An 866-nucleotide genomic window follows, 5' to 3' on the forward strand; every position below is an offset into this window, starting at 1 on the left:
ACAGATGAGGATGGCGGAACCACAACCATCGATATTTCAAATCTGGAAACGCTTACCTTTTTAGCACTAAATCCGGATGGAAGAACCCTTGAATACACAGACGAAGACGGTGTTGTAACCAGCATCGATCTGGAAACTGTAATCGACACCTTCGAAACTTTAACTACAATCGTTGATAACGGGAACGGAACTTTCACCTATACTGATGAAGACAATGTTACTACAACAATCGATATTTCAAATCTTGAAACTTTAACTGTTTTAGCGTTAAACGTTGACGGAAAAACCTTAGAATACACAGACGAAGACGGCGTTTTAACAAGCATCGATCTTGAAACGGTAATCGACAACTTCGAAACTTTAACTACAATTGTGGATAACGGTAACGGCACTTTCACCTATACCGATGAAGACAATGTTACGACAACAATCGACATTTCGAACCTTGAAACTTTAACTGTTTTGGCGTTAAACGTTGACGGAAAAACCTTAGAATACACAGATGAAGACGGCGTTTTAACAAGCATCGATCTGGAAACTGTAATCGATACGTTCGAAACACTTACAACTATCGTTGATAATGGGAACGGAACTTTCACCTATACCGATGAAGACAATGTTACTACAACAATCGATATTTCAAATCTGGAAACGCTTACTACCCTAGCCTTAAACGTAGACGGAAAAACCTTAGAATACACCGACGAAGACGGCGTTTTAACCAGCATCGATCTTGAAACGGTAATCGATAATTTCGAAACTTTAACAACTATCGTTGATAACGGGAACGGCACTTTCACCTATACTGATGAAGACAATGTTACTACAACAATCGATATTTCAAATCTTGAAACTTTAACTGTTTT

The 866-nt window shown here is 38.6% G+C and carries 1 pseudogene; it reads left to right on the forward strand.

Annotated features, from left to right (window positions below):
• Positions 1-866: pseudogene (locus tag K8089_RS16190) on the forward strand (hypothetical protein); the annotation flags it as partial.

The sequence above is a fragment of the Aequorivita vitellina genome (assembly GCF_022008365.1).
In the GTDB taxonomy this organism is placed as follows: domain Bacteria; phylum Bacteroidota; class Bacteroidia; order Flavobacteriales; family Flavobacteriaceae; genus Aequorivita; species Aequorivita vitellina.